19 protein-coding genes are annotated in these 21,376 nt (G+C 70.6%); all 19 read right to left on the minus strand.

The features are described from left to right. Positions 1-74: 74 nt before the first annotated feature. Positions 75-1,382 (minus strand): pectate lyase, encoded by a 1,308-nt coding sequence (locus C1703_RS08370; RefSeq protein WP_114251302.1) that lies wholly within the window; start codon positions 1,380-1,382, stop codon positions 75-77. A gap of 35 nt (positions 1,383-1,417) precedes the next feature. Continuing rightward, positions 1,418-2,209: a rhamnogalacturonan acetylesterase gene (locus C1703_RS08375; protein ID WP_114251303.1), complete on the minus strand. Its 792-nt coding sequence runs from the start codon at positions 2,207-2,209 to the stop codon at positions 1,418-1,420. 125 nt (positions 2,210-2,334) lie between these two features. Next, on the minus strand, positions 2,335-3,684 hold the full coding sequence (locus tag C1703_RS08380) for a sugar ABC transporter substrate-binding protein (RefSeq protein WP_114251304.1): 1,350 nt from the start codon (positions 3,682-3,684) through the stop codon (positions 2,335-2,337). A gap of 49 nt (positions 3,685-3,733) precedes the next feature. Then, positions 3,734-5,725 carry a pectinesterase family protein gene (locus C1703_RS08385; RefSeq protein WP_114251305.1) on the minus strand — a complete coding sequence of 664 codons (1,992 nt, stop codon included), beginning with the start codon at positions 5,723-5,725 and terminating at the stop codon, positions 3,734-3,736. 27 nt (positions 5,726-5,752) lie between these two features. After that, positions 5,753-7,261 carry a glycoside hydrolase 43 family protein gene (locus tag C1703_RS08390; RefSeq protein ID WP_114257338.1) on the minus strand — a complete coding sequence of 503 codons (1,509 nt, stop codon included), beginning with the start codon at positions 7,259-7,261 and terminating at the stop codon, positions 5,753-5,755. A 14-nt stretch (positions 7,262-7,275) separates the two neighbouring features. Further along, on the minus strand, positions 7,276-8,124 hold the full coding sequence (locus C1703_RS08395; RefSeq protein ID WP_114251306.1) for a PmoA family protein: 849 nt from the start codon (positions 8,122-8,124) through the stop codon (positions 7,276-7,278). After that, complete coding sequence (locus C1703_RS08400; RefSeq protein WP_198678117.1) at positions 8,121-9,308, minus strand: Gfo/Idh/MocA family oxidoreductase; 1,188 nt, start codon at positions 9,306-9,308, stop codon at positions 8,121-8,123. The genes C1703_RS08395 and C1703_RS08400 overlap by 4 nt, the downstream gene beginning before the upstream one ends. Then, positions 9,305-10,591, minus strand: coding sequence for a pectate lyase (locus tag C1703_RS08405; RefSeq protein ID WP_114251307.1), 1,287 nt, complete (start codon positions 10,589-10,591; stop codon positions 9,305-9,307). The genes C1703_RS08400 and C1703_RS08405 overlap by 4 nt, the downstream gene beginning before the upstream one ends. Beyond that, complete coding sequence (locus C1703_RS08410; RefSeq protein WP_232840738.1) at positions 10,588-11,457, minus strand: carbohydrate ABC transporter permease; 870 nt, start codon at positions 11,455-11,457, stop codon at positions 10,588-10,590. The genes C1703_RS08405 and C1703_RS08410 overlap by 4 nt, the downstream gene beginning before the upstream one ends. A gap of 23 nt (positions 11,458-11,480) precedes the next feature. Next, entirely contained in the window at positions 11,481-12,416 is a 936-nt protein-coding gene (locus C1703_RS08415; RefSeq protein ID WP_114251309.1) for a sugar ABC transporter permease, read from the minus strand. A gap of 170 nt (positions 12,417-12,586) precedes the next feature. Then, the gene (araD, locus tag C1703_RS08425) at positions 12,587-14,317 is read right to left on the minus strand and encodes an L-arabinonate dehydratase (RefSeq protein WP_114251310.1); all 1,731 of its coding nucleotides are present in this window, start codon (positions 14,315-14,317) and stop codon (positions 12,587-12,589) included. Next, entirely contained in the window at positions 14,314-15,225 is a 912-nt protein-coding gene (locus tag C1703_RS08430; protein ID WP_114251311.1) for a dihydrodipicolinate synthase family protein, read from the minus strand. Before C1703_RS08430 ends, araD begins: the two co-directional genes overlap by 4 nt. Continuing rightward, positions 15,222-15,881, minus strand: coding sequence for a GntR family transcriptional regulator (locus C1703_RS08435; protein WP_114251312.1), 660 nt, complete (start codon positions 15,879-15,881; stop codon positions 15,222-15,224). The genes C1703_RS08430 and C1703_RS08435 overlap by 4 nt, the downstream gene beginning before the upstream one ends. A gap of 151 nt (positions 15,882-16,032) precedes the next feature. After that, the gene (locus tag C1703_RS08440; protein WP_114251313.1) at positions 16,033-16,644 is read right to left on the minus strand and encodes a TIGR03086 family metal-binding protein; all 612 of its coding nucleotides are present in this window, start codon (positions 16,642-16,644) and stop codon (positions 16,033-16,035) included. Positions 16,645-16,885: 241 nt separating this feature from the next. Beyond that, positions 16,886-18,184 (minus strand): YrhB domain-containing protein, encoded by a 1,299-nt coding sequence (locus tag C1703_RS08445; RefSeq protein WP_114251314.1) that lies wholly within the window; start codon positions 18,182-18,184, stop codon positions 16,886-16,888. Between the two features lie 3 nt (positions 18,185-18,187). After that, the gene (locus C1703_RS08450; RefSeq protein ID WP_037756979.1) at positions 18,188-18,505 is read right to left on the minus strand and encodes a YrhB domain-containing protein; all 318 of its coding nucleotides are present in this window, start codon (positions 18,503-18,505) and stop codon (positions 18,188-18,190) included. Beyond that, positions 18,506-20,254 (minus strand): putative T7SS-secreted protein, encoded by a 1,749-nt coding sequence (locus tag C1703_RS08455; protein WP_114251315.1) that lies wholly within the window; start codon positions 20,252-20,254, stop codon positions 18,506-18,508. Next, the gene (locus C1703_RS08460; RefSeq protein ID WP_114251316.1) at positions 20,254-20,919 is read right to left on the minus strand and encodes a hypothetical protein; all 666 of its coding nucleotides are present in this window, start codon (positions 20,917-20,919) and stop codon (positions 20,254-20,256) included. The genes C1703_RS08455 and C1703_RS08460 overlap by 1 nt, the downstream gene beginning before the upstream one ends. Beyond that, positions 20,916-21,332 carry an SseB family protein gene (locus C1703_RS08465; RefSeq protein ID WP_114251317.1) on the minus strand — a complete coding sequence of 139 codons (417 nt, stop codon included), beginning with the start codon at positions 21,330-21,332 and terminating at the stop codon, positions 20,916-20,918. The genes C1703_RS08460 and C1703_RS08465 overlap by 4 nt, the downstream gene beginning before the upstream one ends. Positions 21,333-21,376 lie beyond the last annotated feature (44 nt).

Below are 21,376 nucleotides of genomic sequence, written 5' to 3' on the forward strand. Positions count from 1 at the left end.
AGGGCCGGGGCGGGCGCACCCCGGGGCGGGGGTGCGGTGCGGGCCGCCCCGGCCTGTTCCGGGAGCGGGTCGGGTCAGCAGACGCGTCCGGCGCCCGCCCGGGCGCCGACGATGCCGGGGACGGCCTTCGCGGGGTCGACGCCCGCCCGCAGGGCCGGTGTCCAGCCGGCACCCGACTGGAGCGTCTCCCCGGGGATCTCCGCGTTGTGCACGGCGATCAGGTCGACGGCCTTGCCGTTGACGACGTTGCCGTTCGCGGTGACCGGCGCCTCGTTCCACTTCTTGAGGATCTTCGCGGGGCTGATGCCCTGCGCCAGCGTGAACGCGTTGTGCTCGGCGACGAGCCGGGACTCCTTGCCGATGCCGTAGACGTAGCCCCACTTCTGGCCCTTGGTGACCACGAAGTGGTTGTTGTACGAGTCGACCTGCCCGAACCGCACCCGCGGGGCCCGCTCGACGATGCCCTCGAAGCGGTTGTGGTGCAGCGTGACCTTCAGTTTGCCCGTGTCGTCGGCGGTGGCGCTGTCGCTGTTGCCGATCAGCATGGTCTTGTCGTGGTCGTTGAAGGAGTTCCAGGACACGGTCACGTAGTTGGAGCCGCGCACGACGTCGAGGAGCCCGTCGTGCCGCTGGAAGACCTTCCCGAAGTAGGAGGGCAGGGAGCTGTCCGGGTGGCGGCCGTCGGTGAGGGTGTTGTGGTCGATCCACACATGGGTGGAGCCGTACACCACGACACCGTCGTACTCGGAGTTCCAGGCGCCGGTCTTGTTGTCGTCGGTCGGGTCCCACTGCGGGAAGCAGTCGACCGGCGCCTCGATGGTGAGGTTGCGGACGATGACGTTGTCGACGCCCTTGATCTGCAGGCTGCCGCCGAGGATGCCCGAGTTCTTGCCCACGCCGATGATCGTGGTGTTGGCGGGCACGGTCGCCTTGATGGCCTTGTCCTGGCCGGCGGCGGACGCGGCCCGCAGCTCCTCCTGCTCACCGCTGACCGGCTTGTCGTGGCCCCAGACGGCGGGGTCGTAGGCGGCGAGGTACTTCTGGAAGTCGTACCCCTCGGCCGCGAACGCGTCGCAGCCCGCGGAGACGGCGTCGATCATCCCCTTCACCTTGATGATCTTGGGCGCGGAACCGCCGTTCTTCAGGGCGGCTCTGAACTGCTCCCAGGTGGTGACGGTGTAGACGTGCTCGGCCTCGGCCTGGGCACCGCCGGTGGTCCCGGTGCCGTACGCGCCCCAGCCGTCGCCCGCGCCGAGGGTCTGGCGGGCCGCGTCCCGTGGCTGGGCCTGGGCGCCGGTGCCGGTCAGGGACAGCACGAGCGCGGTGCAGCCGGCCAGCACGACGGCCTTGATGGCATGATCATGACACTTGCGAACGTTCATGGTGCGGCTCTCTTCCTGCTGCGTCGGGGGGGGTGTTACACGGCGGCCTGCGGCCAGGTGATCCACGACTCGGGGATCCGCTCGTCCAGCCGGCGCACATCGCGCGGCCCGAGCACCCGGGTCCGGAGCAGCTCCTTCGCCACGAGCCGGGCCACCTCGATGGCTCCCGGCGGATTGAAGTGCGTGTTGTCCTGCTCGGTGGCGGTCCAGTTGAAGTACTTCTTCGTCTCCTCGACCCCGAGCTCCTGCCACCGGGCGATCGACAGCGCCTGGATGTCGAGCAGCGCGACGCCCTCCTCGGCGGCGAGCGCCCGCATGGCCGCCGGGTACTCCCCGTGCGTGGGCAGGGCCTTCCCGGCCGAGTCGAACCGCCGCCGCTCCACGGACGTGGCCAGCACCGGCCGCGCCCCACGGGCCCGGGCCCCGTCGACATACCTCCGCAGATGGTCCTGGTACGTCGTCCAGGGCTCGGTGTAGCGCGCCGGGTCCTCCTTCTTCGCGTCGTTGTGCCCGAACTGGATGAGGAGGAAATCCCCGGGCCGGATCGCGGAGAGAACGGCGTCGAGCCGCCCTTCGTCGATGAAGCTCTTCGAACTCCGCCCGTTCACCGCGTGATTGGCGACCGCCAGATCCCTGCGGAGAAAGAACGGCAGCGCCATTCCCCACCCGGTCTCGGGCGCGGCGTCGGAGTACTTCTGGGCGGCGGTGGAGTCACCGGCGATGTAGAGGGCGCGGCGACCACGCGCGTGCGCGCTACCGCTGAAAGCCAGGGCGAGAGGTACGGCGGATATGCCGACAGCGGCAACTTGTCTACGGCTCAAAGACACGCAGAGTTCCTTCCGAACGGCGGATGGTGTTGCCCCTAGGGGCGCGGGGGAACTGCGCGACAAGCCAGGGACGGCCCGCAGACTGCAGACCGAAGGCCGTCCCACGGCGAATACCAGCAGGGACGTCACCCGTTCTGCTGGTTCCACTCCTCCTGCGCGGTGTTCAACTGCTCGGCCAACGTGTCCAGGAATTCCTTCGCGCTCATCTTCCCGAGCAGCACCTTCTGGAAGTTCGGCTCATTGTCGGCCTTGGAGATCGTGTTCCAGTCCGGCAGGTAGTACGGCAGCTGCACGATCGTCGTCGACCCGTCCGACAGCGCCTGCGCCGCCAGCTTCGTGGGCTCGGCCTTCGAGATCCACGCGTCCTGCGCCGCGTCCGTGTTCGACGGCACCTGTCCGGCCGACTCGTTGAACTTCGAGTTCTCCGCCTTCGACGTGGCGAACTCGATGAACTTCCAGGCGGCGGCCTTGTTCTTGGAGCTCTTGAACAGCCCGAGGCCGTCGACCGGGTTGGAGACCTGCACCCGCTTCCCGCCGGGCCCGGTCGGCTGCGGAATGCCGCGGAACTTGTCGACCCCGAGCGCCTTCACGTGGTCCTGGTACGACCCGAGGTTGTGGTTCAGCATCCCGATCGTGCCGGAGTCCCACTGCGCGACCATCTTGGTGAAGTCGTTGTTGAGGTCGGCCGCGGGGGTGACCCTCTTGTACAGCTTCGCGTACTTCTCCAGCGCGGCCACGTTCTTGGGGTCGTTGACCGTGGTCTTCTCACCACTGGAGTCCCAGAACGAGGTGATCCCGGACTGCCCGTACATCGCGTCGAGCGCCTGGGCGATGGAGCCCGCGCCGCCCCGGATGGTGTAGCCGAACTCGTTCTTGCCCTTGTTCGTGAGCTTCTCGGCGGCCGTGAAGAACCGCTCCCACGTCGTCGGCTCCTCCAGCCCCGCCTTCTTGAAGAGGTCGGTGCGGTAGTACAGCACACCGTTGTTCGCGGAGGTCGGGATCGAGTACAGCTTGTCGTCACCGCCGCCGGCCGCCTTCAGCGACTCGATCATGTCCTTGTTGAGCTTGCCGTTCAGCGAGGACTTGGCGAGCCGGTCGTCGAGCGGCTCCAGCGCGCCCTGCGCGGCGAACCCGGCGAGCATCGCCGCGCCCACACCGCCGACGTCCGGCAGGCCGCCGCCCTGGAGGGCGGTGTCGACCTTGGACTGGTACTCGGTGGAGGCGATCCCGACGTACTCGACCTTGATGTCGGGGTGCGCCTTCTCGAAGTCGGCGATGATCCCCTTCCAGGCCTCGGTGCGGACACCGCCGTTGTTGTCCCAGAAGACGATCTTGCCCTTGCCGCTTCCGTCGGCGCCCTTGTCACCGCCCGCCCCGCTGCCGTCGTCGCCGCAGGCGGTGACGGTCAGCGCCAGCACGGCCCCCAGTGCGACGGCCGTGGCGGCGCGCCTGCTTCTGCGATTGCTGATCTTCATTGGTCGGCTCTCTTCTTCTGGATCCAGCGGAACTTGAAGGTGTGGGGGGTCAGTGGCGGGTGTGGGGCGCCCAGTCGTCCGTGCCCTTCAGGTAGGCGGCGACGGTGTGGGACCGCGCCTCCTGGTGGCTCAGCTGCGGACGGTCGGCGGTGACCGTCGCGCCCGCTCCGTGGTTGCGGTACTCGGCGAACCTCGCGTCCTTCCACGAGAACCCGCTCATGTCGGTCCACGGAGAGCTCTTGATCGCGGCGGGCAGTTCGGTGTCCCGGATCAGCACCTGGCCGATCGCGTCCGGTTCACCGCCCGGGTGCCAGGGCCTGCCGAGGTGGAACGACCCGGCGGGGGCGTCGCTGACGATCCTCGACCGGGTGATCAGGAACCCGTACGGGTTGCCCTTCCAGGTCGAAGCCGCGGTGATGTAGCCGTTGTTGGTGTCCGAGCCCCGGCTCAGCGCCCGGATCACCGACCGCTCGATCACCGTGGTGGCCCGGCCGTAGACGAAGTCGACGTCGCCCTCGATGTAGGAGTCGCGGACGTAGACCCGGCTGACGGTGGTCAGCTTGGGGCTGTCGGTCATCAGCGTGTCCTGGTTGCCCAGGAACGCCGTGTCGTCGAAGACGATCCGGTCGCCGGTCGTCTTCATCGCCAGCGCCTGCTCGCCCTTCAGCTCGTGCGCTGCCTCGTCGAAGTCGTTGCTGAAAGTGAGGTGGCGGGCCGTGACGTCGTTCGCGGCGATCCGGACGGTGGCGCTCCCCGTCGAGCCGCCGTACTCGGCGGGCGTGTCGAAGACGATGACGGTGTCGGAGCGGTGCCGTCCGGTGCCGCGCAGCTCGATGTGCGGCTTGCCCGCGGGGATGACCACCTTCTCGCGGTAGGTGCCCGGCGCGACGGCGATCGTCACCGGCACGTCGTTGCCCTCGGGCACGGCGTCCACGGCCGACTGGACGGTCGGGTGGTCGCCCGGGACGTGCAGCGTGACCGGTCCGCCGATCCGCTTCTGCGGTCCGGAGAACCGCTTCACCAGCGCGGGCACGGCCGCGGCCGGGTCGAGCCGGTAGGGGTAGAACTCCCGCGGGTCGAACGCCGTGCCCCACGCGTCGTGCCGGCCCGTGGTGTTCTTCAGGACCGACCCGCGCTGCACCAGCTCGGCGGTGGCGTCGGCCTGGTAGGGGTGCTGGACGCCGTCGTAGAAGCTGTTCTCGATGACCATCTTCGTCCGGCCGCGCGACCAGTTGCCGTACGTCCACACGGGGTCGCCGTCGGAGAGCTGCGAGGACAGGTAGTTGTTGTAGAGGTGCGCGTAGGCGCAGTTGTCGGCGGACGGGTTGCGCTGCTTGGTGCCCCGGAACCAGTTGTGGTCGACGGTGATCTGCGTCTTGAGGTTCGGGGTCCAGCCGATGCCGAAGGTCTTGTTGTTGTTCGTGAACTGGTTGTAGGAGACGGTGACGTACTCGCTGTCCTTGCGGATGTCGAGCTGGCCGTCGCAGATCCGCGAGAACCGTATGTGGTCGATCCACACGTGGTGGGCCGTGTCGAGGCGGATGCCGTCGTAGTCGGTGTCCTTGCAGTCCCAGTTGCCCTCGATGGCGGTGTCGCGGATGGTGAGGTTGCGGATGATCACGTTGTGCGTGCCGGCGTCGAGGGTGAACCCGCCGTGGACGATCTCGGCCGTGTCGCTCACGCCGATGATGGTCTTGTCCGAGGCGACGGGTATCTCCGTGCCGAAGGGGTCCATGTCCAGGGATCCCCTGACGCGGATGACGTACGGCTCCTCGGCCGCCGCGTACTTCGCCAGCGCGGCCTGGTCGGTGACGGTGACGACCTTGCCGCCCGCCCCGCCGGTGGTGCCGCCGGCGAGGGAGGCGAAGCCGTGCGGCCGGTCGGTCCAGCGGTCGGCGGCGGGCGCGGTTCGAGCCGTCGGGGCCGCCTGGGCGTCACCGATCGCCCCGAGCCCCAGCGCGGCGACGAGGCCGAGCACGGCGGCCACGACCGTGCCGGGCTGCCCCGGTCTGGACAAGCGCTTGCTACGGAGGTGCGTCATTGCGGCTCCCAAGGCGTACGGGGTGACTTATGAGGGCGTGACTCTGAACCGCGTGAAGGTCGCGGCTCCGGCGTGCCCGCCTCCGGCGGGCGCGAGGGCGAACAGGCCGAGCAGGGCGCCGACCCAGCGCCAGGGGGTGGCGGCGAAGACCGGGCCGGACGACCGGAGGCCGTCGCCGGTGTCGGCCGAGAAGCGGCAGCGCGCTCCCGCGCCGGCCTCGATCCGCAGCCGGGCCCGGCCGTCGGGGGCGAGCCGGGCGTGGTCGGCGTCCCGCTCCCGGTCGGCGACGCCCTCGGCGAACCGGTGCACGAGGTGCACGGCCCCGTCGGCGCCCCGCTGGAGCCCGATCCAGGAGAACGCGTCCCCGAGCACCGCGAGTCCCGCCCGCGCGCCCGGCTCGTCGCTGTCGAGCCGCAGCTCCACCTCGACCGCGCAGGGCTTGCCGGGCAGCCGCTGGGTGAGCACGCTCGGGATTTTGCGCAGGTCATGGGCGTCGGCCGAGCGGACGCAGGTCAGCCGCAGTCCGTCCGCGGAGTGCTGGGTGGCCCAGCCGTCGCCGGGGTTGGCCGTCCACTGCCACTGGCGGCCGAACCGTCCGCCGGGGAAGTCGTCGTCGGTGGCGGGCGCGGCGGGCGGCTGCGGCGGCAGGGCGGGGCGGCGGTGTCCGGTGACGGGGGCGCCGTCGTCGCCCAGCACCGGCCAGCCGTCCGGCCCCCAGGACATCGGCTGGAGGTGCACGACCCGCCCGTAGGGGCCGCGCTGCTGGAAGTGCAGGAACCAGTCCTCGCCGGACGGGGTGCGCACCCAGCCGCCCTGGTGGGGGCCGTTGACGCCGGTGTCCTTCTGCTCCAGGACGATGCGCTCCTCGTACGGCCCGAAGAAGCCGCGCGAGCGGAAGGCGCCCTGCCAGCCGGTCTCCACTCCCCCGGCCGGGGCGAAGATCCAGAACCAGCCGTCGTGCCGGTACAGCTTGGGTCCTTCGAGGGTGAACCAGCCGGGTATGCGATCGCCGTCGACGATCACCTTGCCCTCGTCGAGGAGTTCGGTGCCGTCGGGGCGCATCCGGTGGCCGGTGAGCCGGTTCTTGACGCCGGAGCGGGACTTGGCCCAGGCGTGGACCAGGTAGGCCTCGCCGGTCTCCTCGTCCCACAGGGGGCAGGGGTCGATCAGGCCCTTGCCCGCCTTCAGCAGGTGCGGCCGGGTCCAGGGCCCCCTGATGCGCGGGGCGTTGACCTGGAAGATGCCCTGGTCCGGGTCGCCCCAGAAGATCCAGAAGCGGTCGTCGTGGTGGCGCAGGGACGGGGCCCACACTCCGCAGTCGTGCCGGGGCGCGGCGAACGCGGCAGCCGGTTCGAGGCGTTCGAGGGCGTGGCCGACCAGGGTCCAGTTGACCAGGTCGCGGGAGTGCAGCAGCGGCAGGCCGGGGGCGCGGCCGAAGCTGGAGGCGGTCAGGTAGAAGTCGTCGCCGACGCGGACGACGTCCGGGTCGGACCAGTCGGCGTCGAGGACGGGGTTGGTGTAGGTCCCGGCGGTCAGGGGCGTTCCGGAGGTCACGGGCTCACCGCCTTGCGGACGAGGGCCGCGGCGGCGTCCCGGTCGAGGCGGCCGTCGGCGACGACGGTGACGACCCGGCGGACGACGGTCTCGCCCGGCGGGATCGGCAGCCGCTCGTCGTACGCCAGCGAGGAACCGACCCCGGGGTACTCCTCGGTCCGCACGAACCAGGGGTCGCGCCGGGTCTGTTCGGTGGCGCCGGCGAAGACCAGCGTCCAGCCGTCCCCGGCGAGGGCGAGCCAGTCGGCGCGCCTGCCGTGCGCCCCGGCCTCGCCCTCGGCGTCGGCCGTGAAGACCTCCGGCGCGGCGGCCTCCTTGCGGGCCCGCCAGAAGAAGCCGCCGTAGGCCGCGCCCGGGCGGCCGTTGGTCGCGGGGCTGCCGATGGACAGCGGGCTCTGCGTGACGTTGGTGAGGGAGAAGGTGAGGTCCAGCGCCCAGGCCTGGTCGGTGAGTTCGGTGGCCGCGACCGTGCGGCGCTCGCGCAGCAGCTCACCACCCGCGGCGACCCAGCGCAGCTCCTCCACGAAGCCGTCGGGGTCGCGTAGCTGGAAGGCCATGTGCCGCTGGGAGCCGTGGTTGTCCAGCTCGGTCGGGCCCTGGTCGCGGACGTAGGTGCGCCCGCCCCAGAAGTTGGACCCCTCGACGTCGGGAACGGCGACACCGACGCCGAGGTGGTGTGCGTGGTCGGCGGGGGTCAGCTCGGTGACCGACGTGCCGGCCAGGGTGGTGACGGGGTGCAGGTAGGGCCGCGGGGAGAGCCGGGCGGGCAGCTCGGGCCGGGTGACGTACCGGCCGACCGGCCGGCCCGCGACACGCAGCACCGCGGTGTCGTTGCTGCTGGTCATCTGGTGCTCACCTCTTTCGACAGATGCTCCGCCGCCAGAGCCCAAGGGGCCCCCAGCTCGGAGTAGAGGGAGAGGGTGTCGGCGGCGGCCGCGACGAGCCCGTCGATGCCGGGCACCACCCGGCGGTTCTCGCCGGGGATCCGGTGCCAGGCGGTGTCCGGCAGCGGAGCCGGGTCGGGAGCCTTCCGGATGGCCTCCACGACCTTCATGAAGGCGCCCGTCTCGTCCGGCGGGACGAGGAGGTCCGCGCCGGTGGTGAGGTGGTCGACGAGGTTCTCCAGCAGGTCGGTGCGGCCGTGCTCGAACTCCTCCGGGCCGTGCCCCGCGCGCTGGAGCAGCACGCGGTCCTGCTTGTACCAGAAGGTGATGCGGCCGCTGCTGCCGTGCACCAGGACGTACGGCTCGTCCGCCTGCTCGGCGCACAGGGTCGCGGCGACGGTGACGGGGTGGCCCTGCGCGGTGGTGATCCGGACGCAGGAGGTGTCGTCGGACTCGATGGCGTTGGCGCGCAGCAGCTCGGTCTCGATGGCGGTGACGTCCTCGGCGCGGGTGCTGCCGCCGAGGGCGAGCGCGGTGGCGACGGCGTGCGCGAGGGGGTTGGTCAGCGCCCCGTCGATCACGTCGACGCCGTCCAGCCGCCGTTTGCCCGCCCAGGGCGCCCGCCGGAAGTAGTCCTCGTCCCGCACCCAGGCACCGGCTCCGCCGAGCCCGACCAGCTGCCCGATCGCGCCCTGGCCGACCAGCTCGCGGATGGCGGGCAGGGCGTGCGAGCCCAGCGACTGGAAGCCGATCTGGCAGACGACCCCGGCCGCGGCGACCCCGTCGGCCATCCGGCGGAACTCCGCGTAGGAGGGGGCGGGCGGCTTCTCCAGCAGGAGGTGCACGCCCCGTTCGGCGGCGGTGAGGGCGAGGTCGGTGTGGGTGGGGATGGGAGTGCAGATCACGGCGATCCGGGCCCCGGTGGAGTCCAGCAGGGCGCCGAAGTCGGCGGACTGCTCGGGGGTGCCGAGGTCGCCGAGTTCGTCGGCGGTCAGCGGTGTCAGCTCGCAGACACCGGCCAGCCGGACGAGGCCCTGCTGCTGGAGTCGGCGGATGTTCTCCACGTGCCAGCGGCCGTGACCGCGGGCGCCGGCGAGGACGACAGGCACAGGTGTGTTCATGGCGTCGATCATGCGGCCGGTCATGGGATCCTCCCCGCTCCCGCGCCGCGGGCCACCGCCCGGTCGGCCGCGGCGGCGCTGTCGACCGGGCCGTGCAGGACGGGCGTCCAGCCGACGTCGTCCGTCAGATCGCGCTCGCTGCCGGAGTTGTAGGCGTTGTAGATCATGAGCAGGTCAACCGGAAAGCCGTTGAAGAGCGTGCCGCTCTGGTGCAGGGCGCTGCCGTTCCAGCTCTTGACCAGGTCGGCGACCTCCACGTGGCCGGGCGCGTGGAAGGCGTTGTTCTCGGCGTGGATCCTCGACCCGGTGGAGACGCCGAGGGAGTAGCGGTAGTCGTCGCCGGTGATGTCGTAGCGGTTGTTGTAGACGTGCACCTGGCCGAAGCGGACGCGCGGGGCCCGCTGGACGACGGACTCGAACGCGTTGTGGTGCAGGGTGACGCGGAGTCTGCCGCGGTCGCCGGTGGCGGTGTCGCTGTTGCCGATCAGCATCGCCTTGTCGTGGTCGGCGAACCGGCTCCAGGAGACGGTCACCAGGTCGGAGCCGTTGGTGATGTCGAGCAGGCCGTCGTGGCGGAGGTAGTTGCGGGCGAAGTAGGTGGGTTCCTTCGCGTCGGGGTGGCCCCGGTCGGAGGCGGTGATGTGGTCGACCCACACATGGGTGGCGCCGGCCAGCCAGAGGTTGTCGTAGGCGGCCTTCCAGTCGCCGAGGCCGCCGGTGTTGGGCTGCCAGGCGGGGAAGCAGTCGTAGGCGTCGCGCAGTTCGAGGTTGCGGATGATCACGTTGTGGGCGTTGCGCACCTGGAGGCTGGCGCCCTTGAGGACCGCCTTCTCGCCGAGGCCGACGATCGTGGTGTTCGAGCCGACGGGCAGCGCGATCCGCTCGGCCTGCCGGGCGGCGGAGGCCTGGCGGGCCTCCTCCTGGGGACCGCTGGGCTTGGCGGCGCCCCAGGTGCGGGGGTCGTAGGCGGCGAGGTACTTCTTCAGGCTGTAGCCGCCGGTGGCGTAGTCGGCGCAGTCCAGGCGGTCGCCGTCGTCGTCGGTGTTGGCGTCGATGGTCCCCGCGATCCTGATGATCTTCGGGGTGTCGCTGCCGCCGTCCAGGGCGCGGACGAGCCCGGCCCGGTCGGTCACGGTGTACACGTGGCCGGCGTCGGCGGCCGCTCCCCCGGTCGTGCCCTCGCCCTCGGCCGCCCAGCCGTCGTTCGCGGGGAGGGTGTCACGGCCGAGGTCGCGGGTCTCGGCGTGCGCCGGGACGCAGAGCACCCCCAACATCCCGACGGCGACGGCGAGTTGTCTGATCCTCATCCCTTCACCGCCCCCGCGCTGAACCCGGTGATCAGCCACTTCTGGATGAAGGCGAAGACGATCACGACCGGCACGGCCGCGATGATGCCGCCCGCCGCGAGGGCGCCCAGGTCGACGCTGTCCGCGCTCATCAGGGTGTTCAGGCCGACCGGGATGGTCTGCTTGTCCTGGTTGTTGAGGAACATCAGGGCGAACAGGAAGTGGTTCCAGGAGTGGACGAAGGCGAAGGAGCCGACGGCGATCAGGCCGGGCCGCAGCAGCGGCAGCACGACGATCCGGAAGGCCGTCATACGGTTGCAGCCGTCCACCCAGGCCGCCTCCTCCAGGGAGTACGGCACGTTCTTGATGAAGTTGCTGATCAGGATCATCGACAGCGGCAGCTGGAAGACCGTCTCGGCGAGGATGACACTGCCGAGGCTGTTGATCATCTGGAGTTCGGCGAAGATCTCGAACAGCGGGACCAGCAGCAGCGCGCCCGGCACGAACTGGGAGCACAGCAGCCCGAGCATGAACGCCCGCTTGATCTTGAAGTCGAACCGGGCGAGGGCGTAGCCGCCGGCCAGGGCGACGAGGGTCGTCATGACCAGGGTGGCGACGCCGACGAGCACGCTGTTGGTGAAGTAGGTGCCGAAGCTGCGCTCCGTCCACACCTTCTCGAAGTGGTCGAAGGTCATCGGCCAGGGCACCAGCGACGTCGAGCCGGCCGGGCGCAGGGCGAACAGCAGGATCCAGTAGAAGGGGATGAGGGTGAAGACCAGGTAGATCCCCAGGGGCAGGTAGATCTGCCAGCGGGGCGCCTCGTCCCAGGCCCGGTCGCGCTTCGCCGGACGCGGCGGTTCGGGGACGGCGTCCACGGGTGCGGGCACCGTCTTGGTCGCTTCCTTGACGCTCACTTGCTCTCGCCTCCGAACTTGCTCAGCCGCAGGTAGACCATCGAGCAGAAGAGCAGGATCACGAACGCCACCGTGGTCAGGGCCGACGCGTAGCCGAAGTTGTGAGCGTCGACGGATGTGTTGGCGATGTACAGCGGCAGTGTGGTCGTCTCGCCCGCGGGGCCGCCGCCGGTCAGGGTGTAGAGCAGGTCGACGTTGTTGAACTCCCACACCGCGCGCAGCAGCGTGGACAGGATGATGGCGTCCTTCAGGTGCGGCAGCGTGATGTGCCAGAACTGCTTGATGCGGCTGGCGCCGTCGACCTCGGCGGCCTCGTAGAGGTCCTTGGAGACGGACTGGAGGTCGGCGAGGATGAGGATCGCGAAGAACGGCACGCCGCGCCACAGGTCGGCCACGATCGCCGCCGGGAAGACGGTGGAGGTGTCCGAGAGCCAGCTGGTGCCGTAGGAGCCGATGCCGATGTCCGCGAGGTAACGGGTGATGCCCGTCTGGGAGTTGTAGAGCAGCACCCAGATCGCGGAGGTGAGCACGCCGGAGACGGCCCACGGGGAGAAGACCAGGGCGCGGCCCAGGCCCCGGCCCACGAAGGTCTGGTTGACGATGAGGGCCAGCGCCAGACCGAACAGCAGCTGGAGTCCGACCTCGACGAAGACCCACTTGGCGCTGAAGACCAGGGTGTCCCAGAAGACGGGGTCCTCGGTGAAGGCGTGGACGAAGTTGTCGAAGCCCGCGAATCCGTTCCGCCAGGGCTTGGTGGGGTTGTAGTTCTGCAGGCTGTAGTAGAAGACGCTGATGACGGGGTAGGCGATGAAGCCCAGCATGAGCAGGGCGGCCGGGGCGATCAGCAGGTAGGGGAGCCTGCGCGGGGTGGCGGAGGCACGGCGCCGCCGGGGTGGCGCGGGCGGTTTCGCCACGGCTGCGGCTTGGGCCATGACAGGGTCTCCGATCTCGGTACGGCTTGCGTTCGTGGTGCGGAAAGCGCTTTCTCGCGGTGCGTGAGTGCCTCTCGGGGTTGCGTGGCGACTGCGGGCTCGCTGTGGCTTGTCGCGCCACGCGGCGGAGCCGCATATCGATACAGCCCCGCACCCCTGAGTGGGTCCGATCAGCTTGCGTAGGGATCCGGGGCCTTGCCCGGCCTTGCCAAGAACTCGAAGTCGCAGCCTGTGTCCGCCTGCGTGATCTGCTCGTTGTAGAGCGCGCCGTAGCCGCGCTCGTACCGGGTGGGCGGCGGTGTCCACTCCGCCCTCCGGCGCTCCAGCTCCTCTTGTGCCACGTTGAGTTGGAGGAGCCTGGCCTCGACGTCGAGGGTGATCGAGTCACCGGTGCGGACCAGGGCCAGCGGCCCGCCGACGTACGACTCGGGCGCGATGTGCAGCGCGCACGCGCCGTAGCTGGTGCCGCTCATCCGGGCGTCGGAGATCCGGACCATGTCCCGTACGCCCTGTTTCAGCAGGCGGTCGGGGATCGGCAGCATGCCGTACTCGGGCATGCCCGGCCCGCCCTTCGGCCCGGCGTTGCGCAGCACCAGCACGCTGTCGGCGGTGATGTCCAGGCCGGGGTCGTTGATCGTGCGCTGCATGGTCTTGTAGTCGTCGAAGACGACCGCGGGACCGGTGTGCTTGAGCAGGTGCTGCTCGGCGGCGATGTGCTTGATGACGGCGCCGTCGGGGCAGAGGTTGCCGCGCAGCACGGCGACCCCGCCCTCGTCGGCGACCGGGTTCTCGCGGGTGCGGATCACGTCGTCGTTGTGGACGACGGCGCCCTCGATCTGTTCCCGCAGCGTGCCGTTGACGGTCGGCCGGTCCAGGTGCAGCAGGTCGGTGATCCGCGAGAGGAACGCGGGCAGGCCCCCGGCGAAGTAGAAGTCCTCCATGAGGTACGTCTGTCCGCCGGGCCGGACGTTGGCGAGGACCGGCACGGTGCGGGCGATGCGGTCGAAGTCGTCGAGGGTGAGGTCGACCCGGCAGCGCCCGGCCATGGCGATCAGGTGGATGACGGCGTTGGTGGAGCCGCCGAGCCCGAGCACCGTGGTGACGGCGTCCTCGAAGGCCTCGCGGGTGAGGATCCGGGACGGCTTGAGCGCGGTCCAGGCGAGTTCCACGGCACGGCGCCCGGAGGCGGCGGCCATCCGCTCGTGCCCGGAGTCGACGGCCGGGATCGAGGAGGCGCCCGGCAGCGTCATGCCGAGGGCCTCCGCCGCCGCGGTCATGGTCGACGCGGTTCCCATGGTCATGCAGTGACCGGGCGACCGGGCCAATCCGCCCTGCAGCTCGCGCAGTTCGCAGTCGGTCAGGTTGCCCGCGCGGTGCTCGTCCCAGTACTTCCACATGTCGGTGCCGGAGCCGAGGGTCTCACCGCGCCAGTGGCCCGGCAGCATCGGCCCCGCGGGCACGAAGAGCGCCGGCACGTCGGCCGAGGCCGCGCCCATGAGCAGCGCGGGCGTCGACTTGTCGCAGCCGCCGAGCAGCACGGCCGCGTCGACCGGGTACGACCGCAGCAGCTCCTCCGTCTCCATGGAGAGGAGGTTGCGGTAGAGCATGGGGGTCGGCTTCTGGTACGTCTCGGAGAGCGTGGCGACCGGGAACTCCAGCGGGAAACCCCCGGCCTGCCACACGCCCCGCTTGACCGCCTCGGCGCGCTCGCGCAGATGGACGTGGCAGGGGTTGATGTCGGACCAGGTGTTCAGCACGGCGATCACCGGGCGGCCCTGGTACTCCTCCGCCTCGTAACCGAGCTGCCGCATCCGGGCGTTGTGCGACCAGGTGCGCAGTTGGCCCTCGACGCCGTACCACTGGTGGCTCCGGAGCTCCTCGGGGCGCAGCCGGCCGGTCATATCGACCACCCCGCGGCGATCGCGGCGACCTCGGCGCGTTCGTCCTCGCGGAGCGTCCGGCTCGGCGGGCGGACGTCGCGGCGGCACAGGCCGAGGGAGGCGAGGGCCTCCTTGACGACGGTGACGTTGTTGGCGGAGCCGTTGGCCGCGCGCAGTTCCTCGAAGCGGCGGATCTGCTCCCAGACCTTCATGGCGGCCGGGTAGTCGCCGGAGCGCAGCGCCTCGATCATGTTCAGGGAGACGGCCGGGGCGACGTTCACCAGCCCGGAGGTGAAGCCGGTGGCGCCCGCGGAGAAGTAGGAGGGGGCGTAGGGCTCGGCGAGTCCCGCGACCCACACGAACCGTTCCAGTCCGGCGTCCCGGGCGAAGGCGGCGAACCTGGCGGCGTCCGGCACGGCGTACTTCACGCCGATGACGTTCGGGCAGGCGTCGGCGAGTTCGGCGAGGCGGGCCCCGGTGAGCTGCGCGTTGCGGATGTACGGCACGACGCCCAGCTCGGGCACGGCCTCGGCGACGGCGCGGTGGTAGTCGACCCAGCCGGCCTGGGAGACGTAGGGGTGGACGGGCTGGTGGACCATCACCATCTGGGCGCCGAGCTCACGGGCGTGCCGGGCGGAGGCGACGGCGGTCGGGATGTCGTGCCCGACGCCCACGAGGATCGTGGCCCGCTCCCCCGCTTCGTCGATCGTCACCTCGGTGACGAGACGGCGCTCTTCGGGGGTGAGGGCGTAGAACTCGCCGGTGTTGCCGTTCGGGGTGAGGGTGGTGATGCCGCCGTCGAGCAGACGGCGCAGCAGGGCCCGGTAGGTGTCCTGCTCGACGGAGCCGTCCTCGGCGAACGGGGTCACCGGGATCGCCACCACGTCGGCCAGGGCCGCCCGTTGGGTCTCGAACGCCACGCTGCTCATTCCTGACCTTCCTGTTCCAGTGCTGCCTGGGGGAAAGCGCGCTGCACGAAGGACGCGATGTGGGCGTGGAGCGCGCGGGCCGCGCCGTCGGCGTCGCCGTCGAGGGCGAGCCGGAGGATCTCGCGGTGCTCGCCGGCCTCCCGCTCCCAGGAGGGCGAGGCGGCCCACGCGACGGCGGAGACCAGGGCGGCCTGGTCGCGGACCTCGTCGAGCATCCGGCCGAGCAGCGGGTTGCCGCAGGGCAGGTACAGGGCGCGGTGGAACTCCCGGTTGGCGAGGGAGCGTTCGGCGGTGTCGGTGGCGACGTCGGCCCGGGTCAGCGCGTCCCGCGCGGCGTCCAGGGAGGCGCCGCGCTGCACGGCCCGCTTCAGGGCCTCGGGCTCCAGCAGCAGTCGCACGTCGTAGACCTCGCGCGCCATGTCCGCGTCCACCATGCGCACCGTGACGCCCTTGTACTGGCTCATCACGACCAGCCCGGTCCCGGCGAGGGTCTTGAGCGCCTCGCGCACCGGGGTCTTCGACACCCCGAACTGCGCGGCGAGCTCGGTCTCGACCAGCGCCTGCCCGGGGGTCAGCTGCCCGGTGAGGATGCGGTGTTTGATCCCTTCCAGCACGTACTGCGTGCGGGAGGGGATCGGTGTGGGCACAGAGGTCATGCGCGCCTCTCGGATCTCGCGATCTCGGTGGATCGCGTATCGGATCTCGCGTATCGCGTCTCATATATGACGTACGAAGTACGACGCGATGACGGTAGGAGGGCGCGTTTGTTTCGTCAATGCTTCTGACGCAAGAAGCAGCAATCGCTTTCTACGACCTGGGCTTCCACCCCGGATCCCGCCCGCTCAGCCCCACGGACCGGTCCAGCAGCGACGCATCGGGACCCACCGGGACCACAGGCCCGAAGATCTCGCCCCGGCTCGGGTCGTCGACGCTCGCGGCGAGGAAGTCGTGGCAGACCTGGAGCGCCACCGGGTCGGGGGCGTACTCCTGGCCGGTCGCGCGGGCCAGGTCCCAGCCGTGGATCACCAGCTCGTCGGTGGCGACGAGCCCGGCGACCTCGCCCGGCAGGTCGACGCCCCCGGCCCGGGTCATGCCGGTCCACGCGGCCGGGTCGCGCCAGGCGTCGGCCAGCTCGGTCAGGATCTTGGGCAGTTCCTCGCGCCAGCCCGGCCCGATGTCCGGGAGCGTGGAGCCCGGGCTGGTGTCGGTCGTGGCGCCGAGGTCCTTGCGGCCGGCGTCGCGGAAGGCGGCGGACAGTCCCGCCAGGTGGCCGAGCAGGTGGCGCACCGCGTACTCGGGGCAGGGAGTCGTCTCGGCCAGTTGCTCGTCGCCGACACCGACCACCAGCTGCGCCAGGGCCTCCGTCTGGGGTCCGAGGTCGAGGGTCGGGCCGGTCGTGCCTGGAGTGCTGTCGGTCATGGGGCTGCTCCTCCGTGTGTCATCCGGAAGGTAGACCGCGACCGACCGCAGAACTCATCGCCCACTCGACGTTTCCCCGCTCTCCGTCTACGGCCCCGCGTCGCACGGGCCGGCCGGTGCGACGGGCGTGCCGCGACGGCCCACCGGCCGGGATGACGCCCCCCGACGGCCCGGGCGAGACGTGCGTCGCCCCGGCCATCGGAGGCCGGGTGCTCGTCGGCGCTGCCTGCCCGGACGTCCCTCAGCGGTAGCGGACGACGTGCAACCGGTGGACTCCCGTCGGGTCCAGGACGGCCGGCTCGCCCGACGCGCCGTCGACCAGGACGACGCCGTCCTCCAGGCGGAGCGCGTTCACCAGCTGGCCGACGGCCTCGCGGCCCCGGCCGTCCGTACGGCGAGCCCAGATCAGGGCGCGGGCCGCGACGGGCAGTGCGGAAGCCGCCTCGACCGCCGCCGCCCAGTCCTGGTGCTCGGACACGGACAGCACGGGACCGAGGTCGGCGAGCGTCGATCGGAACCAGGCGGCGCGGGCGGGAGGCGGTGGCTTCGGGAGGTCCGCCCCTCCGAGGGTGCCGCCCGCGTCCCAGCGGGCGAGCCAGCCCCACGGGTCGGTGTTGGGCAGGCCGAAGGGCGCGGTCTCGTCCTTCGGGACCACGACCGTCGCGTCGAGCATGCAGTCCTGCCAGTGACCTTCGCGCAGGAAACGGCTCGTGTTGCAGGAGAAGACCCAGCCGCGCGTGGTCTCGTCCTGCGCGGTCGGGGCGTGCAGTTCCACTTCGCCGCGATAGGCGTCCTGAAGCCAACGGCGTGCTTTGTCGACCGCGGAGGCGAAGTCGGGTGCCGCGTGCTCCCACGGGTCGGGGCGCGGCGTGAACGCGCCGGGCAGCGCGCGGAGCAGCACGAGCTCACGGACCAGGGACGAGTCGAGGCGGGCCAGGGAGGAGGTCAGCGCGTCGAGGAGAACCACTTGTCCCTTGTGGTTGTGCGCGTAGAGCAGGTTGCCGGTCGCCTCGTGGCCACCGACCTCCCGGCGGACCCAGACCAGGCCACGGGTGTCCGGCCCCGTCTCCGAGACCGCCCGGACCACGTCGTCCCAACCCCCGGCCCCGACGCGCGTGAACTCGGGGAAATAGCGCCGCGTCAGCCGTTCCCACCAGCCGGGCGCCTCGTCCGACGGCTGCCAGGGCAGGGGCGTGGAGGGGGCGCCGTTGATCGTGGAGTGCAGAGTCACGACACATCCGCGGATGTTGATCCGACGGGGCTGCGTCTCGACCCGGCGAGCCGCGTCTTCCGGTGCCACGGGTTCCAGGTCCGCGAGTGGGGCGCTGGGCGCCGGGTGGAACGGGGTCCCGCCGTCCTTGGGGACGACGACCGACGCGGCCATCATCGGCGTCTCCGGAAACCCCGGCTGCGACAGCGGTCGGCAGGCCATCAGCCATGCGGCCGCCGTTTCGTGCACGGGGTGCCCGACGGCCAGCCGCACGAGGCCGCCGTAGGTGGCGTTCAGCCAGGCGGTTGCCCTCTGGTCGGGACTCGACATCCCTCAGTGCCCCCTCTTCGGCGGCCATCCATGGGGCCATTCACCCGTCGCGCGGAGTTCCATGTACTTGTCCGCCGGAAGGTAGGTCGGGGAGAAGTGCGGATCGGTGCCGTCGTGCGGTACCACGATGAGCGACGTGAACGGAGCCTGCGTGGGGTCGCCCGTGTCGATGTGTTCCTTGAAATCGAAGCGCACGGTCCAGCCGTAAGGGAACCGGATCGCTGTTTCCGGCAGCATCACTACAGAATCGGGCTTCTCAGGGAAAGCCTTGGTTTTCAGGTATTCGGCGGCCGCCGCCACGGCCTCGTCACGACTCAGCACTTAGGAGCTCCCATCGCGGTAAGGAATGTGTCCGATCGATGACACATTTTTCTCCAGTATTCCGAGGGTTCCTGACTGCCCGTCGAGGAAAACGACCCCGTGCTTGGTGTTCACGGCATTGAAGACGTGGGCGCTGCCGTCGGGTCGGCTCACGTACACGGCGCTTCTCGAACCCTCTCCGCGCGCCTGGAGGTCTCGGATGATGTCATCGTAGCTCTTGACCATGTCATAGTGCCCCTTGGCCCTGTCCTTGAGGCCGAGTTGCTCCGGGGGAATGTGATCCGGCTGCAGCTTGGGCGCCGCACTCACCTCGACCCCGTCCAGCCTGCGGTCCACGGAGACGACGTTATGGCTGCAGTTGTCTCGATAGCCAGGAGTATCGGTATTGTTGACGCCCTTCAACCACGGATATTCGCTGTCCAGAAACTCCTGGGCCTTCTGTGGGTCCACGGAGTCGTAATGGATGGCTTTTTCCTTGACGTGGTCCGTCGACCGTGCGAGGTCGCTCCAGTCCTTGGGCGCCGCGTCGGCGGCCTCGTCCGCGACCTTCGCACCGTCGGGTACGCCCTTCGCGGCTCCCGCTCCCGTCTCCATCCCCTCCCTCACGGCAGCGCGCAGACCACCCCGCGCCAGCCCCGCGCCCTTCGTGCCGATGAGCTCGGGCACCAGGCGGCCGATGAACTCGGACGGGTCCTTCTTGAAGCCGTCCACGGCGGCGTTCAGCGCGCGCTCGGGGTGGGCCGCGGTCGAGACCAGGCCGGAGAGCGTCAGGGAGATGTTCTGGAGGTACTCCGCGGGGTGGGTCAGGTTGTAGGGGTCGACCGGGTTCAGGCCGCGGGCGAAGCTGACCAGGCCCGCGGTGCCCTTGACGACACCGCCCACGACGTGGTTGAGCTCGACGCCGGTCGCCACGAGACCGTCGACCACGTTGCCGGTCAGGCGGTCCAGCGGTGGCGGCTCCGCCGGGGCGTGGGCGAGGGCCTTCCTGATGCCCGCCTCGGCGTCACCGGCGGCGGTGTTCCGCTGAGCCCGGGCCCGGGCCAGCTTCTCCCGCGCCTGCCGGATGGTCTCCTTGCCGGGGTCGTGGAACGGCCCGGGAGTGGGGCCGGGGTCCTGGTCCGCCCGCACCTTGGCGTTGTAGGCGTCGACCTTCTGGTTGTACTCCCCGATGGCCTTCTCGGACGCGCTCTTGCCACGCGCGTACAACTCGATGGCCTCCTGCGCCTGCTGCTGCGCCCACTTCACCGTGCCGGCGTAGGCGTCCAGCGCGGTGGCGGCGGTTTCGCATGCGTCGGCGGCCTGGAGCCACTTCGAGGGGTGGACGCCGAACTTCTCACGGAAGGCGTCCCCGGCCTTGCCACGCCAGGCGGAGGAGTCGACCTTCTTCATCCCCGAGCCGACCTTGTCGAAGGCGGCGGAGAAGTCCCGAAGGTGCTCGGCACTGCTCCGGATCTTCTCCGGGTTGCCGTGGATCAGCTCGTTGGCCTCCTCGGTCTGGCCGAGCTGCTGCTCCCCCGGTGTGGCGCCGAGGTCGGACGCGATGTCGTCGCCCCAGTCCTCCACCGCGTCCGCGGCATCCTTCAGGCCGACCCGGTCAAGTCCGTCACCGAGCCGGTCGGTGCCCCAGTCGATGCCCCCGCCGACCACCTTCTTACCGGCGTCGACACCGTCATCGAGAACGTTCAGGCCGTGATTGACGCCGTCCTTCAGCCTGCCCAGGCCGCCGCCGATGTCGTCGAGGACGCCCATCAGCCCTCACCCCCGCCGCCCTGCATCCGGGCACGCTCCTCCGGCGAGGGGCCGAACTGCTCGTCCAGCACCCGCTCCCACGTCGCATCCGAGACCCCGGCACGCTCGCGAATGCTCTCGGGCGCCATCCCCATGCCGACCAGGTTCTCGGACGTCATGACGTCCCGGCCCGCGTCCCGCCAGCCCTGGGCGCTGGCCTCCCGGGCCCGGTCGAAGGACTCCTTGCTGTAGTCGGCGTCCCTGACCTGGGTGACCGGGTTGTTCGACCAGACCTCGCCCCAGTCCTTGCCGGTGATCTCGTCCTCCGAGGCGTGCGGATTGCCGATCACCGAATTGACGCCGACCTTCATCGCTCCTGCGACGTACTGGTCGGTTTCGTAGTACGTCCCGGCCGCGAGCCCCGTCTTCAGCGCGAACAGGTTGCCCTCCTGGATCAGCGAACGGACGCCCCACTCCCACCGCTCACAGAAGGAGCCGAAGGTGCCGGTGAGACCCTCCGCGCCCAACTCCAGACCGGACAGTGCGATGTCGCCGAAACCACGGCCCGCGCCGGCCTCACCGACCATGCCGAGCTCTTTCAACTCGCCCAGCGCCGCCGTCAGTCCCTTGGCGATCTCGTCGAGTCCGATCGCCGACAGGTCGTTGCCGTTGCCGCCCCCCGTCATCGAGGCGTCCCTCCCTGCTGTGCACGGTCCAGTGCGAACGCGTCGGGCACGATTCCGGTCACCGGCGGGAGCAGCAGCGCGTGTTCGGCATCGTCGGCCGCGTCCAGAGCCACCCCGCACGGCACACCGGCCTCCGGTACCGCCACGTCCAGCAGCCGCGCCCCGAGGACCGTCTGGTACGTCCACTCCCTGTCGGCCTCGTCCCGAGCGAGCGCGTACCGGGACAGCGCCGGCTCGTCGGAGAAGGCCAGGATCCAGCGGATCCCGCCGAAGTCGGCGGTGAGCCAGCCGCCGTCGCGCAGCGGCACCAGCACCGCCGTGTCCCGGAAAATCTCCAGCAGCACAGCGAACTCGCGCCGCCGGGCGGCCACTTCCTCCTCGGTGGGCTCCGGCACCTCCTTGAGCGACGCCACCTCAGCGACCGTCGATGCCTCAGGTGGCCTCGGGGCGCAATCCG

The sequence above is a fragment of the Streptomyces sp. Go-475 genome (assembly GCF_003330845.1).
GTDB lineage: Bacteria > Actinomycetota > Actinomycetes > Streptomycetales > Streptomycetaceae > Streptomyces.

Coding starts and splice junctions, on each gene's coding strand:
- C1703_RS08430 (WP_114251311.1), bottom strand. CDS start 15,225: ATGAGCAGCGTGGCGTTCGAGACCCAACGGGCGGCCCTGGCCGACGTG.
- C1703_RS08400 (WP_198678117.1), bottom strand. CDS start 9,308: ATGACCGGCCGCATGATCGACGCCATGAACACACCTGTGCCTGTCGTC.
- C1703_RS08370 (WP_114251302.1), bottom strand. CDS start 1,382: ATGAACGTTCGCAAGTGTCATGATCATGCCATCAAGGCCGTCGTGCTG.
- C1703_RS08445 (WP_114251314.1), bottom strand. CDS start 18,184: ATGTCGAGTCCCGACCAGAGGGCAACCGCCTGGCTGAACGCCACCTAC.
- C1703_RS08435 (WP_114251312.1), bottom strand. CDS start 15,881: ATGACCTCTGTGCCCACACCGATCCCCTCCCGCACGCAGTACGTGCTG.
- C1703_RS08385 (WP_114251305.1), bottom strand. CDS start 5,725: ATGACGCACCTCCGTAGCAAGCGCTTGTCCAGACCGGGGCAGCCCGGC.
- C1703_RS08460 (WP_114251316.1), bottom strand. CDS start 20,919: ATGACGGGGGGCGGCAACGGCAACGACCTGTCGGCGATCGGACTCGAC.
- araD (WP_114251310.1), bottom strand. CDS start 14,317: ATGACCGGCCGGCTGCGCCCCGAGGAGCTCCGGAGCCACCAGTGGTAC.
- C1703_RS08380 (WP_114251304.1), bottom strand. CDS start 3,684: ATGAAGATCAGCAATCGCAGAAGCAGGCGCGCCGCCACGGCCGTCGCA.
- C1703_RS08415 (WP_114251309.1), bottom strand. CDS start 12,416: ATGGCCCAAGCCGCAGCCGTGGCGAAACCGCCCGCGCCACCCCGGCGG.
- C1703_RS08455 (WP_114251315.1), bottom strand. CDS start 20,254: ATGGGCGTCCTCGACGACATCGGCGGCGGCCTGGGCAGGCTGAAGGAC.
- C1703_RS08405 (WP_114251307.1), bottom strand. CDS start 10,591: ATGAGGATCAGACAACTCGCCGTCGCCGTCGGGATGTTGGGGGTGCTC.
- C1703_RS08395 (WP_114251306.1), bottom strand. CDS start 8,124: ATGACCAGCAGCAACGACACCGCGGTGCTGCGTGTCGCGGGCCGGCCG.
- C1703_RS08440 (WP_114251313.1), bottom strand. CDS start 16,644: ATGACCGACAGCACTCCAGGCACGACCGGCCCGACCCTCGACCTCGGA.